This window comes from Psychrobacter sp. 72-O-c, from assembly GCF_904846605.1.
Classification (GTDB): Bacteria; Pseudomonadota; Gammaproteobacteria; order Pseudomonadales; family Moraxellaceae; genus Psychrobacter.
Map to the genome: position 1 here is coordinate 1 of NZ_CAJHBI010000074.1, position 804 is coordinate 804.

The following is an 804-nucleotide window of genomic DNA, read 5'->3' on the forward strand; positions in this document are numbered from 1 at the left end:
GGTGGTGTATCAAAAAGTATGCTGAGTAAATAAAGGAGGGGTGCCAGCCAAAGCAAAGATGCTATATTTGAGGTTATGAAGACACAAATAGAGATTAATTGCCCCGACTGCCACAGTCCTAGTCTTTCGATCAACGGTATAAAAAGCTATGGTAAGCAAAACTACCAATGCAAAGACTGTAAACGTCAATTCATTGGCGACCACGCCATTACCTATCAGGGTTGCCACTCTAAAATAGAGCATAAGATACGACTGATGATAGTACGAGGCTGTAGTGTTAGAGACATTGCCACTATCACCTCTGTCAGCATTGGCAAGATACTAAGCACCATAGGCTCATCGATCTATAAGACCTCACCAAAGCAGCATTACTACTCGCGTTTAGAAGTTGATGAGTTCTGGACATACGTACGTTGCAAGAAGCAGAAGGTATGGTTAATCTACGCCTATGACCGTGATACTGGTGAGATTGTTGCCCATGTTTGGGGTAAACGTGATTTAGCCACGGCCAGAAAGCTTCGAGCTCGTCTTAAGAAACTTAAGGTGAGCTATGGTTCAATCAGCATGGACAACTGGGATAGCTTTAAAACTGCCTTCAAGGCAGACCCTAAGCAGATTGGTAAAAGATATACTGTTGGCATAGAAGGTAATAATTGCCGTTTAAGACACCGATTGAGGCGAGCAGTTAGAAAGACTTGTGCTTTTTCTAAGAAACTCGACAATCACTTTAAAACGTTCAATATGCTGTTCTTTTATATCAATTATGGTTATGTCTAATGCCAGCATACTTTTTGAAACACCACC

The 804-nt window shown here is 41.7% G+C and carries 1 protein-coding gene; it reads left to right on the plus strand.

The features are described 5' to 3' along the window. The first annotated feature begins 75 nt into the window (after positions 1-75). A complete protein-coding gene (locus tag JMX97_RS13645) occupies positions 76-777 on the plus strand; it encodes an IS1 family transposase (RefSeq protein ID WP_201558969.1) in 702 nt (233 codons plus the stop codon). Positions 778-804 lie beyond the last annotated feature (27 nt).